Source organism: Microbacterium phyllosphaerae (assembly GCF_050628115.1).
Lineage (GTDB): Bacteria > Actinomycetota > Actinomycetes > Actinomycetales > Microbacteriaceae > Microbacterium > Microbacterium phyllosphaerae_A.
In genome coordinates this window covers 2567373-2580960 of record NZ_CP192502.1, presented here as the reverse complement: position 1 = coordinate 2580960, position 13588 = coordinate 2567373, and the positions used below count along the sequence as shown (strand labels likewise).

Below are 13588 nucleotides of genomic sequence, written 5' to 3'. Positions count from 1 at the left end.
TCGACGCCTCAGCCCCGGCGATCCCGCGTTTTCGCCGCGCCGCCCGCGCGTGGCGGGTCAGCGTGCCCGGGGGTGGGAGGTCGCGTAGATGTCGCGCAGGGTGTCCACCGACACGTGCGTGTAGATCTGGGTCGTCGCCACCGATGCGTGTCCGAGCAGCTCCTGCACCACGCGCACGTCGGCGCCGCCCTGCAGCAGATGCGTCGCGAACGAGTGGCGCAGTGTGTGCGGCGAGACCTCCACGGTGATCTGCGCCTGCTCGGCCGCCGCACGGATCACGAGCCACGCACTCTGCCGAGACAGCGGGGCACCGCGCGCACCGAGGAACAGGCGGGCCGACGCTCGCCCCTTCGCCGCCAGCCCCGGCCGTACCCGCGTGAGGTACGCGTCCACCGCCGCACGGGCGAACGATCCGATCGGCACGATACGTTCCTTGGATCCCTTGCCCCGAAGCCGCAGGACGTCGCCGTGGGCGAGGTCGTCGACGTCGAGTCCCACCGCCTCTGACACCCGTGCACCGGTCGCGTAGAGCAGCTCGAGCAGAGCGCGGTCGCGGATGCCTATCGGCTCCTCGGCGCTCGGCGCTCCGAGGAGCCGCTCGACCTGGTCGATGGTCAGCGCCTTGGGCAGGCGTTGCGGAGCCTTGGGGGGACGCAGACGGCCGCTGGGGTCGTCGTCCTCGATGCCCTCGCGGGCGAGGAAGCGGTGCCACCCCCGCACGGATGACTGCAGCCGGGCGAGGCTCGTCGCGGCTGGCGCCGGTTCGGCGGAGGAGCGATCCGCGATGAAGCGCGCGACGACCGCCGGCGTGATCTCGGCGGTGTCCACGATGCCCTCGGAATCCAACCACTCCAGGTAGCCGCCGAGATCTCGGCGATAGGCCGAGATCGTGTGCTCACTCAGCCCGCGCTCGATCGTGACGTGGCGCAGATACGTGTCCAACGCACGGTCGAGCTGCATGCTCAGCTCCGGTCGCGCAGCCTCTGCGCGGCCGCGAGCACACCGATGCTGAGGATGCCGTTGCGCATACGGCCGTCGAGCACGGCACTGATCGCATCATCGAGCGGAACCCACTCGATGCGGATGTCGGCCTCTTCGTCCTCCCGAGCGTGCGCGGACGGCGCCGCCGAGATGCCCGTCGCGAGGAAGATGTGGATCACCTCGTCGTTGCCGCCGGGGGTCGTCCACGACGACACGAGGGGCTCCCAGTCCGCGGCGACCAGGTCAGCCTCCTCGGCGAGCTCGCGGCGAGCAGCCTCGACGGGCTCCTCCCCCGGCACGTCGAGCAGGCCGGCAGGCAGCTCCCAGTCGCGGTGACGGATCGGATGCCGATACTGCTGGATCAGCAGCACGCGCCCGTCGTCGTCGAGCGCGAGGATCGCGACGGCGCCGGTGTGCGCGACGTACTGACGACGGATCTCTCCGTCGCCGTAGCGGACGCGGTCGTCGCGCACGTCCCAGACGACGCCCTCGAACCCGACCTCACTGTGGAGGACCTCGGGTTCGAAGGGCTCGTCCCGCAGTGCCTCGAGATCAGGCATCGGCTTCGCCGAACTCAGGCATCGGCTTCCACGTCGAACAGCTCGCTCGACCGGTGACGCTCGATCGCGGCTCCGACCAGACCACGGAACAGCGGGTGCGGGTCGGTCGGACGCGAGCGGAGCTCGGGGTGGGCCTGCGTGGCGATGTAGTACGGGTGGACGTCGCGCGGAAGCTCGACGTACTCGACGAGGTCGAGCTCGGGGTTCAGCCCCGAGAACACGAGACCGGCCTCGGACAGACGCGTGCGGTACGCGTTGTTGACCTCATAGCGGTGGCGGTGGCGCTCAGAGGCCTCCGGGGTGCCGTACAGCTCGCGCGCCAGCGACCCCTCGGCGAGTGCGGCCTGGTAGAGGCCGAGGCGCATGGTCCCACCCAGGTCGCCCCCGTCGAGGATCTCGACCTGCTCGGCCATCGTCGCGATGACGGGCTCGGTGGTCTCGGGGTCGAACTCGCTCGAGGATGCTCCGGCGATGCCGGCCACGTCGCGGGCGTACTCGATGACCATGCACTGAAGGCCGAGGCAGAGGCCGAGTGTGGGGATGCCCTGCTCGCGTGCGAACTTCAGCGCGCCCAGCTTGCCCTCGATGCCGCGGATGCCGAATCCACCGGGAACGCAGATGCCGTCGAGCGCGGCGAGCTGCTCCTGCGCGCCCTCGGGGGTCTCGCAGCGGTCCGAGGGGATCCAGCGGATGTTGACCTTGGTCTCCTGGGCGAACCCGCCGGCCTTGAGGGCCTCGGTGACCGAGAGGTAGGCGTCGGGCAGGTCGATGTACTTGCCGACCAGGCCGATCGTCACCTCATGCTTGGGGTTATGCACCGCGTGCAGCACCTTGCTCCAGCGCGACCAGTCGACCTCGTCCGCGGCCTTCTGATCGAGGCCGAGACGACGGACGATGTACGTGTCGAGTCCCTGATCGTTGAGCGTCGACGGAATGTCGTAGATGCTCGGCAGGTCGACGGTGTTGATGACGCCCTCGGCGTCGACGTCGCACATGAGCGCGATCTTGTTGCGGTTGCTCTCGCTGACCGGACGGTCGCTGCGCAGCACGAGTGCGTCGGGCTGGATGCCGACCTGGCGGAGGGCTGCGACCGAGTGCTGGGTGGGCTTGGTCTTCTGCTCGCCGGACGCGCCCATGAAGGGCACGAGCGACACGTGCACGAAGAACACGCTGTCGCGACCGAGTTCGTGACGGAGCTGACGTGCCGCCTCGAGGAACGGCTGCGACTCGATGTCACCGACCGTGCCGCCGACTTCGGTGATGATGACGTCGGGACGGGGGTCCTCGGTCGCCTGCAGACGCATGCGTCGCTTGATCTCGTCGGTGATGTGCGGGATGACCTGCACGGTGTCGCCGAGGTACTCGCCGCGGCGCTCGCGGGCGATGACCTGCGAGTAGATCTGGCCGGTCGTGACGTTGGCGGCCTGCGACAGGTTGATGTCGAGGAAGCGCTCGTAGTGCCCGATGTCGAGATCGGTCTCGGCGCCGTCGTCCGTGACGAAGACCTCACCGTGCTGGAACGGGTTCATCGTGCCCGGATCGACGTTGAGGTACGGGTCGAGCTTCTGCATGACGACGCGGAGTCCGCGTGCCGTCAGAAGGTTTCCGAGGCTTGCGGCAGTGAGCCCCTTACCCAAAGACGAAACGACACCACCCGTCACAAAGATGTGCTTGGTCGTGTCGTTCTTGGGCCCCGCAGAAGAAGAGTTCATCACGGGCTTCGATCCTATCAGTCAGTGGAGGTGCCGAGGGTGAGAAGTTCCCGAGCGTGGGTGATCGCGGCGTCCGAATCGGTCAGTCCGGAGAGCAGTCGGGCCATCTCGGCCTCGCGCTCCTCCCCCTCCAGACGGCGGACGCTGGACGCTGTGACCGCGCCATCATGGGATTTGACGACCGAAAGGTGGTTCGTGGCGAACGCTGCGACCTGCGCGAGATGCGTCACCGCGATGACCTGCGACTTCTCGGCGAGTCGGGCGAGTCGTCGCCCGACTTCGATCGCCGCAGCCCCGCCGATGCCGGCATCGACCTCGTCGAACACGAAGGTCGGCACCGGGTCGGTTCCGGCGATCACGACCTCGATCGCGAGCATCACACGGGAGAGCTCTCCTCCGGACGCCCCCTTGCCGACCGAGCGCGGCTCGGCTCCGGGATGCGGAGCGAGCAGGATCGCGACGTCATCGCGTCCGTGCGCGCTCTCGGCGCCCGGCGTGACGGCGACCTCGAGTCGGGCGTCCGGCATCGCGAGCGCGTGCAGCTCATCGCTCACAGCGACGCCGAGCTTCGCGGCGGCCGCCGTGCGCTCGGCGGTGAGCGCAGCGGCATGGGCGTCGAGTTCGGTGCGAGCGGTGTCGCGTTCCGCCTCGAGCCGATCAAGCCGTTCGCCGTCGTCGTCGAGCTCGGCGAGTCGAGCGGAACCGGTCTGCCACAGCTGCAGAGCCTCATCCAGCGAGCCATGGGCGCGGATCAGAGTGCCGAGCGCGGCACGGCGCTCCTCGACCGCGGCGAGCTCATGCGGGCCGGTCTCGTCGAGATCGGCGAGATAGGCGGACAGCTGGCCTGCGACATCGGCGATGCGATAGCCGATGTCTGCGAGACCGGCGGAGATCTCGGTGAGAGACGCGTCGGAGACGCGCTCGAGCGACCGACGCGCTTCGGCGATCAGAGCGGAGGCATCGGGTTCGCCCTCTTCGTTCGACAGCGCGCTGTGCGCCAGGGATGCGGCGAGCCTGAGCTCCTCCGCATTCGCCAGGCGTTCGGCCCGGGCGGACAGCTCGACATCCTCGCCGGGCTCGGGAGCTGCGGCCTCGATCAGGGCGAGGGCCTCGCGCAGACGCGCGGCCTCTTCGGCGCGCCGATACCGGTTCTCGGTGATGTCGGTGATCTCGGCGTCGAGCTCGCGCCAGCGCGCGAACGACGAGGAGTAGGCCTCGAGCGCGGTGGCGATCGAGGCACCTCCGAAGCGGTCGAGAGCATCCCGCTGAGCCGCGGATGACCGCAGTCGAAGCTGCTCGGACTGTCCGTGGACGACGACGAGCTCCTCGGCGAGGGCGGAGAGCACCCCGGCGGGCGCTGCGCGGCCTCCGACGCTCGCACGGCTGCGCCCTTCGGCGCTGAGCGTGCGCGATACGTACAGCTCGGCAGCACCCGCTCCAGCGGGCTCCAGCTCTCCCCCGGCCTCCGCCACGATGTCGGCCACGTCGCCGGTCTCGGGGACGATCCAGACTCCGGCGACCGACGCCTGCGTCGCTCCGGCTCGTACCGCACCGGAATCCGCACGCTGTCCGAGCAGCAGCCCGAGGCCCGTCACCACCATGGTCTTGCCCGCACCGGTCTCGCCGGTGATCGCGGTGAACCCCGCGCCGAGAGGCAGCACGGCGTCGGCGATCACGCCGAGCCCCTGCATCCGCATCTCCTCGATCATGCGGTCGGCCCCTGTCCTCGCCAGCCTGCGACCGGCAACTGGAACTTGCGCACCAACCGGTTCGTGAACGCGGTGGGGTGCAGGCGTGCGAGCCGCACGGGGCGGGACGAGCGTCGCACCACGACGCGCGCGCCCGGCGGGAGATCGTGCGATCGTCGTCCGTCGCACCAGAGGATGCCGGCGCCCGAGGTTCCTTCGAGCATCTCGATCGCCACTGCCGCATCCGGGCTCACGACGAGTGGTTTCGCGAACAGTGCGTGGGCCGAGAGCGGCACGACGGCGATCGCCTCGACGCTGGGCCAGATGACGGGGCCTCCTGCCGAGAAGTTGTAGGCGGTCGACCCGGTCGGGGTCGACACGACCATGCCGTCGCAGCCGAAGCTCGAGAGCGGTAGTCCGTCGATCTCGAGCACGACCTCGATCATGCGCTCACGGCTGGCCTTCTCGACCGTCGCCTCGTTCAAGGCGAAGGTCTCGTACACGACCGTGCCGTCGGCGTCCTTGACCCGTACGGACAGAGCCAGCCGATCCTCGACCTCATAGTCGCGGTCGATGACGCGGCGCACGGCAGCATCCATGTGGTCCCGATCGATCTCGGCGAGGAACCCGACGTGGCCCATGTTGATGCCGAGCACCGGTGCCGCACATCCTCGCACGAGCTCTGCGGCGCGGAGTATCGTGCCGTCGCCTCCGAGGACGATGGCGAGTTCGAGTTCCTCCTGCTGCACAGTCTCGCCGAGCACGTCGACGTCGGCGAAGCGCGGGTCGACCGCCCGCAGGTCGACGCTGTCGTCGGCCGCGAGCACGGGACGCGCACCGGCGCCGCGGAGTTCATCGATCACCTTCCGGGCTGCGTCGACTGTGTCTTCGCGCCCGGCGTGGGCGACGACCAGGATGTTGCGCTCGTTCATCGTCTCCCTGCCAGTGTGTTGATGCGATCCGACCATTCTGACGGATCGCTTCCGCGCCGCGGCGCGAGGTGCAGAAGGTACTCCGAGTTGCCGTGCGTCCCCAGGATCGGAGAGGGAAAGATGCCGAGCATCCCGAGCCCTGCGTCGAATGCGCTCCACGCCGTGCGGGCCACGGCATCGGCGCGGGTCGCGGGGTCGGTGACGAGCCCGCCGCGCACCGCCGTGCGCCCGACCTCGAACTGCGGTTTCACCAGCAGCACGATGTCGGCCGTGGGCGCGGCGACACCCGCGACTGCGGGAAGGACGAGTTCGAGGGAGATGAAGGAGAGATCTCCGACGATCAGGTCGGGAGCCTCGTTCTCACCTGTGACGTCCTTCAGGTTCTCCTGCGTCATGTGACGGACGTTGTAACCCTCGACGAGCACGACTGCCGGGTCGGCGGCGATGGACGACGCCATCTGGTCGTGGCCGACGTCGACAGCGAGAACCCGACGTGCTCCGCGCTCACGGAGCACCTGGGTGAATCCGCCCGTGGAGGCTCCCATGTCGAGCGCGAGGCGTCCTTCGACAGGGATCGCGAAGCCGTCGAGTGCGGCGATCAGCTTGTGAGCCGCCCGGCCGACGTAGTGATCGGTCGCGGCGACGGTGATCTCGGCGGAGTCCGCGACGGGCGTCGACGCCTTCACGACCGGTCGCCCGTCGATGCTCACCACGCCCTCTGCGATCAGAGTGGCGGCATGGGTGCGCGAACGGGCGAGTCCTCGCGCGGCGAGGGCGGCATCGAGTCGCGTCATCGGGCGCCCGGTGCGTCGCGCTGATCGAGCTTCGCGCCGCTGTCGAGGCGGCGGGAGAGTTCGTCATGCAGCCCGGAGTATGCGCCCGCGCGGGCAGCGAGAGGCTGCCCCTCGATCAGGCGCAGGCGACTCCACAGACCGTCGGTCGGTGCGTTCGTCGTCTGTTCGCTCACAGTTCCACTTTACGCGGCGGGCCGACTGGTCGGCGGAGCCACGGCGACGGGAGCCACCTGGCCCACGCCAGCACCGATCAGGGACGGTGGAACGGGTCGTCGTAGAGGCGCTCGGGTACGTGAAGCACGAACACCGGAGTTCCGGATGCCCAGATCGCGGCCGCGCCGGCACGCAGCAGGTCGATCTGCGAGTCGCCCGCGGCGACGATCTCGACATCAGCTCCTGTGACGCGGACGGACGCACCGTTGACCGAATGGATGCCGTCCTTCGACGTGACCTCCGGATACGGCTCATGCAGTTCCCGGAGGTCACTGAGGATGTACGTCGGTCGGGATCCTTCAGGAGCCGCGAGCACGTGCTTGGGTCGGTCGATGCCCGTGAGCACGAGCGCGGAGTCGATACCTGCGCGGACGGCACCGAGGATGTCGGTGTCGAGGCGGTCTCCGATGAACAGGGGCTTCTTCGCGCCGAAACGCTCCGTCGCTTCTTCGAAGATCGGGGTCTCGGGCTTTCCTGCGACCGTCGCGAGACGACCGATGGCCGTGTGCACGGCCGACACGAGCGTGCCGTTGCCGGGGGCGACGCCACGTTCACGCGGGATCGTCCAGTCGGTGTTGGTGGCGATCCAGGGGATGCCACCGTCCTCTTCGGGCACCTTCAGCGCGAAGGCGGCCTCAGCCAGATCGGTCCATGCGACTTCGGGAGCGAAGCCCTGCACGACGGCGTCGGGTGCATCCTCCGCGCTGCGGGTCACCGTGTAGCCGGCCTTCTCCGCTTCATCGACGAGTCCTGCTCCCCCGACGATCAGCAGCTTCGCCGGAGGCGGGACGATCCCGGCGAGCAGGCGCATCGCCGCCTGCGGGCTGGTGATCACATCGGCGGGAGCGACGTCGAGGCCGAGGCTGCTCAGGTGCTCGGCGACCGAGGCGTCCGTGCGCGACGCGTTGTTCGTGATGTACCCGAGCCGTGCGAACGCCGCGGCGGCGTTGAGGCTCTCCACCGCGTACGGAAGCGCGCCCGGACCCGCGTAGACGACACCGTCGAGGTCGGCCAGCACGGCATCCACCCCGTCGAGAGGCGTCCGAAGCGCAGGCTTCTTCGAGAACAACCCCACTACGCCTCCTCGGAGGAGTCCGCTGCGGAGCGCTTCTCGTCATCCGGGGCGGAGTCGGAGTCGTCGGACTCGTGCTCGACGTCGTCTTCGCCGAGAAGCTCGCGCACCTCGTCGTCGATCGACGGCTCGGGCTCGATGTCTGCGTCTGCGTCTGCGTCGGCGTCGGCGTCTGCATCTGCCGTGACGGCGTCAGCCGCATCAGCGTGAGTGTCCTCAGCGACGGGCTGCTCAGCGTGGTCCTCGTCGTCGAAGTCGCCCTCGATGAGGCCGTCCTCGATGATGATCTCCTCATCGCCGGCCTCGTCGACTCCGAGGGCTTCGGCAGCGACCTCGGCGCGGTGCGCCCAGAACTCGGCTTCGTCGGTGCGTCCCAGATCTTCGAGAACGGCGGCGCGAGCGGCGAAGAGCGCGGGGCTCCATTCGAACGCGCGGTCCGGGTCGAGTTCGGGGATCTCGAGCTCGCCGAGTGCGAGTTCCAGATCGCCCTGGTCGAGACGTGCGCCCGACATGGCGATCGCGAGTGAGACGCGGACAGGGGTGGTGAGAGCGGAACGGTCGATCGCGCGGCCGGTCTCGAGCGCGCGGTCGGGGCGACCGATCCCGCGCTCGCTGTCGACCATGAGGGCGATCTGATCGTCCTTGCCGGAGATACGACGGTACGTGCGCAGCTCACGGAGAGCGAGAGCGAAGTCCTCCGTCGCATAGGCCGTGATGCCGAGGGTCTCGCGGACGATCGCGATACGCCCTGCGCGACGCGACGCCGCGAGGGCGTGCTCGTGGGCGAGCGCAGGGTCTTCGTCGATGAGACGGGATGCCATGGCCAGGTGACGCGCGACGAGGTCGGCGTTCTCCTTGCTCAGCGTCTTCAGCTCGTTGCGAGCAGAGGTGTGCAGGTCGCGCGCAGTGACCTCATCGGGGATGTGCGGGTCGTTGAACCGCGGACGGTCGCCATCGGCCTGTACGGGACGTTCGCGACCCGCTCCCCCGCGCTGCGGATACGAGCGAGACGAGTCACGGTCCTGGCGGGGCGCGCGGTCGTCGCGGTTGTAACCACCGGTGCGGGGGGCTCCGCCATCACGGTTGTCACGGTTGTGGCCGCCGGTGCGGGGGGCTCCACCGTCGCGGTTGTCACGGTTGTAGCCGCCGGTGCGGGGAGCGCCACCGTCGCGGTTGTCACGGTTGTAACCGCCCGAGCGAGGGGCGCCACCGTCGCGGTTGTCACGGTTGTAACCACCGGTGCGAGGAGCACCACCGTCACGGTTGTACCCGCCGGAGCGAGGCGCGCCACCGTCACGGTTGTCGCGGTTGTAACCACCGGAGCGAGGCGCACCACCATCGCGGTTGTAACCACCGGAGCGAGGCGCGCCACCGTCACGGTTGTCACGGTTGTAACCACCGGAGCGAGGCGCACCACCGTCGCGGTTGTCACGGTTGTAACCACCGGTGCGAGGCGCACCGCCATCACGGTTGTACCCGCCGGTGCGAGGGGCTCCACCGTCACGGTTGTACCCGCCGGAGCGAGGGGCTCCACCGTCACGGTTGTACCCACCCGTGCGAGGCGCACCACCATCACGGATGTCACGGTTGTAACCACCGGTGCGAGGCGCACCGCCATCGCGGTTGTCACGGTTGTAACCACCGGTGCGAGGCGCACCACCGTCACGGTTGTCACGGTTGTAACCACCGGTGCGAGGAGCACCACCATCACGGATGTCACGGTTGTAACCACCGGTGCGAGGAGCACCACCGTCGCGGTTGTCGCGGTTGTAACCACCGGAGCGAGGAGCACCGCCATCTCGGTTGTACCCGCCGGAGCGAGGGGCTCCGCCATCTCGGTTGTACCCGCCGGAGCGAGGGGCTCCACCATCACGGTTGTACCCGCCGGAGCGAGGGGCTCCACCGTCACGGTTGTCGCGGTTGTACCCACCAGTGCGAGGAGCACCACCGTCACGGTTGTCACGGTTGTAACCACCGGTGCGACGAGCACCACCATCACGGTTGTAGCCACCCGTGCGAGGAGCACCACCATCACGGTTATCGCGGTTGTAGCCGCCCGTGCGCGGGGCTCCGCCATCACGGTTGTCGCGGTTGTAACCACCCGAAGGAGGAGCGTCATCACGGCGAGGGCCGCTGCTGCGGTTCTGGTCGGGGCGTCCACCGGAAGGACGGTGACCGCGCGATCCATTGTCGTCGTTGCGACGCGGACGGCGCTCTTGGTCTTCCGGCATGATGCTCCCTGTTCTAGATGTTGTTAACGCAAAATGGCCACCCAACGATGGGTGGCCATTTGCTTAAAAGAAGTCCGGCGGTGTCCTACTCTCCCACAAGGTCCCCCCTGCAGTACCATCGGCGCTGTGAGGCTTAGCTTCCGGGTTCGGAATGTAACCGGGCGTTTCCCTCACGCTATGGCCGCCGAAACACTATAGATGTTTCAATCAAAACACATAACAAAGTCATTGTCATGCGGTTCTCGACCGTACATCGAGAACCACTCAGTGGACGCGTAGCACCAACAAACGGTGTGTTATCAAGTCATCGGCTTATTAGTACCAGTCAGCTGCATGCATTACTGCACTTCCACATCTGGCCTATCAACCCAGTAGTCTGGCTGGGAGCCTCTCACCCGAAGGTATGGAAATCTCATCTTGAGGCCGGCTTCCCGCTTAGATGCTTTCAGCGGTTATCCATCCCGAACGTAGCTAATCAGCGGTGCTCCTGGCGGAACAACTGACACACCAGAGGTTCGTCCAACCCGGTCCTCTCGTACTAGGGTCAGATCCTCTCAAATTTCCTACGCGCGCAGCGGATAGGGACCGAACTGTCTCACGACGTTCTAAACCCAGCTCGCGTACCGCTTTAATGGGCGAACAGCCCAACCCTTGGGACCTACTCCAGCCCCAGGATGCGACGAGCCGACATCGAGGTGCCAAACCATGCCGTCGATATGGACTCTTGGGCAAGATCAGCCTGTTATCCCCGAGGTACCTTTTATCCGTTGAGCGACAGCGCTTCCACAAGCCACTGCCGGATCACTAGTCCCGACTTTCGTCCCTGCTCGACCTGTCAGTCTCACAGTCAAGCTCCCTTGTGCACTTACACTCGACACCTGATTGCCAACCAGGTTGAGGGAACCTTTGGGCGCCTCCGTTACTTTTTGGGAGGCAACCGCCCCAGTTAAACTACCCACCAGGCACTGTCCCTGAACCGGATTACGGTTCGAAGTTAGATATCCAGAGTGACCAGAGTGGTATTTCAACAATGACTCCACATGAACTGGCGTCCATGCTTCACAGTCTCCCACCTATCCTACACAAGCCACACCGAACACCAATACCAAGCTGTAGTAAAGGTCACGGGGTCTTTCCGTCCTGCTGCGCGTAACGAGCATCTTTACTCGTAATGCAATTTCGCCGAGTTCGCGGTTGAGACAGTTGGGAAGTCGTTACGCCATTCGTGCAGGTCGGAACTTACCCGACAAGGAATTTCGCTACCTTAGGATGGTTATAGTTACCACCGCCGTTTACTGGGGCTTAAATTCTCAGCTTCGCCTTGCGGCTAACCGGTCCTCTTAACCTTCCAGCACCGGGCAGGCGTCAGTCCGTATACATCGTCTTGCGACTTGGCACGGACCTGTGTTTTTAGTAAACAGTCGCTACCCACTAGTCTCTGCGGCCTCCAAACGCTTTCGGAGCAAGTCCTAATACGTCGAAGGCCCCCCTTCTCCCGAAGTTACGGGGGCATTTTGCCGAGTTCCTTAACCACGATTCTCTCGATCTCCTTGGTATTCTCTACCTGACCACCTGAGTCGGTTTGGGGTACGGGCGGCTTGAACCTCGCGTCGATGCTTTTCTTGGCAGCATAGGATCACCCACTTTTTATTCGCATCGTGTCTCAGCCTATGTGAGTCGCGGATTTGCCTACGACTCGGCCTACGCACTTGCACCGGGACAACCATCGCCCGGCTGGGCTACCTTCCTGCGTCACACCTGTTAATACGCTAACCGCACCAGAATGGGGTCGTGCGCTAGGCCCAGAGCGTCACCCCGAAGGGATCAGTCACTGGGATTCAGACACTTAGCACTACTGGATTAGCTTGGGCGGTTCTTCGCCGGTACGGGAATATCAACCCGTTGTCCATCGACTACGCCTGTCGGCCTCGCCTTAGGTCCCGACTTACCCAGGGAAGATTAGCTTGACCCTGGAACCCTTGGTCTTTCGGAGGACGTGTTTCTCACACGTCTTTCGCTACTCATGCCTGCATTCTCACTCGTGTAGCCTCCACGGCTGGTTTACACCGCCGCTTCGCTGGCCACACGACGCTCTCCTACCCATCAACACGGCTGGACCACGAAGGCCTACCAATAATGTCAATGCCACAACTTCGGTGGCGTGCTTGAGCCCCGTTACATTGTCGGCGCGGAATCACTTGACCAGTGAGCTATTACGCACTCTTTCAAGGGTGGCTGCTTCTAAGCCAACCTCCTGGTTGTCAAGGCAACTCCACATCCTTTCCCACTTAGCACGCGCTTTGGGACCTTAGTTGGTGGTCTGGGTTGTTTCCCTCTCGACTATGAAGCTTATCCCCCACAGTCTCACTGCTGCGCTCTCACTTACCGGCATTCGGAGTTTGGCTGACGTCAGTAACCTTGTAGGGCCCATCGGCCATCCAGTAGCTCTACCTCCGGCAAGAAACACGCAACGCTGCACCTAAATGCATTTCGGAGAGAACCAGCTATCACGAAGTTTGATTGGCCTTTCACCCCTATCCACAGCTCATCCCCTCAGTTTTCAACCTAAGTGGGTTCGGTCCTCCACGACGTCTTACCGTCGCTTCAACCTGGCCATGGATAGATCACTTCGCTTCGGGTCTAGGACATGCGACTGAATCGCCCTATTCAGACTCGCTTTCGCTACGGCTACCCCACACGGGTTAACCTCGCCACATATCGCTAACTCGCAGGCTCATTCTTCAAAAGGCACGCTGTCACAGCTACTAAGGCTGCTCCAACGGTTTGTAAGCAAACGGTTTCAGGTACTATTTCACTCCCCTCCCGGGGTACTTTTCACCTTTCCCTCACGGTACTTGTCCGCTATCGGTCATCTGGGAGTATTTAGGCTTATCAGGTGGTCCTGACAGATTCACACGGGATTTCACGGGCCCCGTGCTACTTGGGATACTCTTCGCGCCACGGTTGGCATTTCGACTACGGGGTTGGCACCCTCTATGACCGGCCTTTCAAGACCGTTCGTCTATACCATCGTGTAACGCCGCCATCTCGGCAGAGATGACTGAAAAGTCCCACAACCCCCAACGTGCAACGCCTGCCGGCTATCACACACGCTAGGTTTAGCCTGTTCCGGTTTCGCTCGCCACTACTAACGGAATCGCGGTTGCTTTCTCTTCCTGTGGGTACTGAGATGTTTCACTTCCCCACGTTCCCTCTACCCGCCCTATATATTCAGGCGGGAGTCACTAGGTCGGCACGCCGCCCAGCGGGGTTTCCCCATTCGGACACCCTCGGATCAAAACTTGCTTATCAGTTCCCCGAGGCTTATCGCAGATTGCTACGTCCTTCTTCGGCTCCAGATGCCAAGGCATCCACCGTTTGCTCTTAAAGACTTGAAATCACATG

Annotated in this window: 10 protein-coding genes and 2 rRNA genes; 1 reads left to right on the top strand and 11 read right to left on the bottom strand. The window is 65.3% G+C overall.

Annotated elements, in window-relative coordinates; genetic code table 11:
- Positions 1 to 57: 57 nt before the first annotated feature.
- The 9 genes from xerD to ACQ4LY_RS12155 all read right to left on the bottom strand — a co-directional run bounded on the left by xerD (position 58) and on the right by ACQ4LY_RS12155 (position 8773).
- Positions 58 to 960 (bottom strand): site-specific tyrosine recombinase XerD, encoded by a 903-nt coding sequence (gene xerD / locus ACQ4LY_RS12195; RefSeq protein WP_431071849.1) that lies wholly within the window; start codon positions 958 to 960, stop codon positions 58 to 60.
- Between the two features lie 2 nt (positions 961 to 962).
- The gene (locus ACQ4LY_RS12190) at positions 963 to 1541 is read right to left on the bottom strand and encodes an NUDIX domain-containing protein (protein ID WP_431071847.1); all 579 of its coding nucleotides are present in this window, start codon (positions 1539 to 1541) and stop codon (positions 963 to 965) included.
- A gap of 14 nt (positions 1542 to 1555) precedes the next feature.
- Positions 1556 to 3253, bottom strand: coding sequence for a CTP synthase (locus ACQ4LY_RS12185; protein WP_431071845.1), 1698 nt, complete (start codon positions 3251 to 3253; stop codon positions 1556 to 1558).
- Between the two features lie 17 nt (positions 3254 to 3270).
- The gene (gene recN / locus ACQ4LY_RS12180; protein WP_431071843.1) at positions 3271 to 4962 is read right to left on the bottom strand and encodes a DNA repair protein RecN; all 1692 of its coding nucleotides are present in this window, start codon (positions 4960 to 4962) and stop codon (positions 3271 to 3273) included.
- Positions 4959 to 5873: an NAD kinase gene (locus ACQ4LY_RS12175; RefSeq protein ID WP_431071841.1), complete on the bottom strand. Its 915-nt coding sequence runs from the start codon at positions 5871 to 5873 to the stop codon at positions 4959 to 4961. The genes recN and ACQ4LY_RS12175 overlap by 4 nt, the downstream gene beginning before the upstream one ends.
- Positions 5870 to 6667, bottom strand: a complete 798-nt coding sequence (locus tag ACQ4LY_RS12170; RefSeq protein WP_431071840.1) for a TlyA family RNA methyltransferase — start codon at positions 6665 to 6667, stop codon at positions 5870 to 5872. Before ACQ4LY_RS12170 ends, ACQ4LY_RS12175 begins: the two co-directional genes overlap by 4 nt.
- The gene (locus ACQ4LY_RS12165) at positions 6664 to 6840 is read right to left on the bottom strand and encodes a hypothetical protein (protein ID WP_431071838.1); all 177 of its coding nucleotides are present in this window, start codon (positions 6838 to 6840) and stop codon (positions 6664 to 6666) included. The genes ACQ4LY_RS12170 and ACQ4LY_RS12165 overlap by 4 nt, the downstream gene beginning before the upstream one ends.
- Before the next feature lie 77 nt (positions 6841 to 6917).
- Positions 6918 to 7955, bottom strand: a complete 1038-nt coding sequence (locus tag ACQ4LY_RS12160; RefSeq protein ID WP_431071836.1) for an HAD-IIA family hydrolase — start codon at positions 7953 to 7955, stop codon at positions 6918 to 6920.
- The gene (locus ACQ4LY_RS12155) at positions 7955 to 8773 is read right to left on the bottom strand and encodes a hypothetical protein (RefSeq protein ID WP_431071834.1); all 819 of its coding nucleotides are present in this window, start codon (positions 8771 to 8773) and stop codon (positions 7955 to 7957) included. Before ACQ4LY_RS12155 ends, ACQ4LY_RS12160 begins: the two co-directional genes overlap by 1 nt.
- On the opposite strand from ACQ4LY_RS12155, the gene ACQ4LY_RS12150 reads away from it, so the two are divergent.
- Positions 8732 to 10210, top strand: a complete 1479-nt coding sequence (locus tag ACQ4LY_RS12150; RefSeq protein WP_431071832.1) for a hypothetical protein — start codon at positions 8732 to 8734, stop codon at positions 10208 to 10210. The two genes, ACQ4LY_RS12155 and ACQ4LY_RS12150, sit on opposite strands and share 42 nt — an antisense overlap.
- A gap of 45 nt (positions 10211 to 10255) precedes the next feature.
- Here the strand turns inward: ACQ4LY_RS12150 and rrf are convergent.
- Together rrf and ACQ4LY_RS12140 are read right to left on the bottom strand one after the other, a co-directional pair.
- Positions 10256 to 10372: ribosomal RNA gene (gene rrf, locus ACQ4LY_RS12145) — 5S ribosomal RNA — on the bottom strand.
- A gap of 106 nt (positions 10373 to 10478) precedes the next feature.
- Positions 10479 to 13581, bottom strand: a 23S ribosomal RNA gene (locus ACQ4LY_RS12140).
- Between the last annotated feature and the right edge of the window lie 7 nt (positions 13582 to 13588).

Bases quoted from the DNA above. Each gene is read 5' to 3' on its own strand.
- xerD (WP_431071849.1), bottom strand. From the start codon at position 960: ATGCAGCTCGACCGTGCGTTGGACACGTATCTGCGCCACGTCACGATC.
- ACQ4LY_RS12175 (WP_431071841.1), bottom strand. From the start codon at position 5,873: ATGAACGAGCGCAACATCCTGGTCGTCGCCCACGCCGGGCGCGAAGAC.
- ACQ4LY_RS12185 (WP_431071845.1), bottom strand. From the start codon at position 3,253: ATGAACTCTTCTTCTGCGGGGCCCAAGAACGACACGACCAAGCACATC.
- recN (WP_431071843.1), bottom strand. From the start codon at position 4,962: ATGATCGAGGAGATGCGGATGCAGGGGCTCGGCGTGATCGCCGACGCC.
- ACQ4LY_RS12190 (WP_431071847.1), bottom strand. From the start codon at position 1,541: ATGCCTGATCTCGAGGCACTGCGGGACGAGCCCTTCGAACCCGAGGTC.
- ACQ4LY_RS12155 (WP_431071834.1), bottom strand. From the start codon at position 8,773: ATGGCATCCCGTCTCATCGACGAAGACCCTGCGCTCGCCCACGAGCAC.
- ACQ4LY_RS12170 (WP_431071840.1), bottom strand. From the start codon at position 6,667: ATGACGCGACTCGATGCCGCCCTCGCCGCGCGAGGACTCGCCCGTTCG.